Annotated in this window: 2 protein-coding genes; both read right to left on the bottom strand. The window is 46.7% G+C overall.

Annotated features, from left to right (window positions below):
* Positions 1-36: 36 nt before the first annotated feature.
* A complete protein-coding gene (locus IV91_RS0112485; protein WP_031598929.1) occupies positions 37-459 on the bottom strand; it encodes a type II toxin-antitoxin system VapC family toxin in 423 nt (140 codons plus the stop codon).
* Positions 450-722, bottom strand: a complete 273-nt coding sequence (locus tag IV91_RS0112480; RefSeq protein WP_031598927.1) for a type II toxin-antitoxin system Phd/YefM family antitoxin — start codon at positions 720-722, stop codon at positions 450-452. Before IV91_RS0112480 ends, IV91_RS0112485 begins: the two co-directional genes overlap by 10 nt.
* Positions 723-878 lie beyond the last annotated feature (156 nt).

Here is an 878-nt window from a genome sequence, read left to right as displayed (position 1 = left end):
CCCCCGGTGTCAGAGAATCTGTCGCCTCAACCATCTCTAAGCCACAAACCAGTTCTGCACTAGCAGTTCATCATAAATTGTAAAGTCATTCACATTGCGCGTAACCAGCACAAGTTTACAGGTTGCGGCGATAGCTGCAATTTCGCCATCCATAATCGGGATGGTCACGCCCTGTTTTGCAAGCCTTCCTCGCTCCTGAGCGAGCCATAGCCCTGCATTTTTTTCGTAAGGCAAGATAATTAAACCGCTTTGCTCAAGCGACTTGAGGTATGTAATCAGGTCTTGTTTACGTCTTGAGTCTGCCATGCGTGCCACGCCGTAATTCAATTCATGCCAGACCGTCACAGCCGTGCAGTATTGCCCGTTATACTGCTCAAGCCTATCCAGTACATGCAGGTTAGGCTGTGGCTTGGTGGGTTCAGACAGGACATTAGTGTCAAGCAAGTACTTCATTCCCATGAAAATTCCCGTGCAACTGCGCGGTCTCGCCAACTATCGACCTCCGTATCGGTAAGATCCAGAGCCGATTGTTTTTCCCGCCACTCCATAATGGCTTGAAAAATGCCTGTTCCTGAATTGAAGTGTTGTTGATAACGTTCTGCAGAAATTATTACCGCTACCAGTTTGCCATGACGTGAAATGCGTATGTCATCACCGGCCTCTGCTGCATGGATGAGTTTAGGTAAATGATTTTTTGCCTGAGCAATTGTACTGATGTCCATTTTTACCCTCCTTCTGATTACCTGTAGCCACATCATAGCCATAAAGCAAATCATGTGCAAACACGCGCTATCGAACAAGGAAAATGCTGACAAATAATTACCCCTGCCAGAATTTCGTGTTGCAGTTTGTAGATAGCCGTGACAGTCACATTAGTG

The sequence above is a fragment of the Ferrovum myxofaciens genome (genome assembly GCF_000735045.1).
Classification (GTDB): domain Bacteria; phylum Pseudomonadota; class Gammaproteobacteria; order Burkholderiales; family Ferrovaceae; genus Ferrovum; species Ferrovum myxofaciens.
This window is presented reverse-complemented; position numbering and strand designations above follow the sequence as displayed.

Bases quoted from the DNA above. Each gene is read 5' to 3' on its own strand.
- IV91_RS0112485 (WP_031598929.1), bottom strand. From the start codon at position 459: ATGGGAATGAAGTACTTGCTTGACACTAATGTCCTGTCTGAACCCACC.
- IV91_RS0112480 (WP_031598927.1), bottom strand. From the start codon at position 722: ATGGACATCAGTACAATTGCTCAGGCAAAAAATCATTTACCTAAACTC.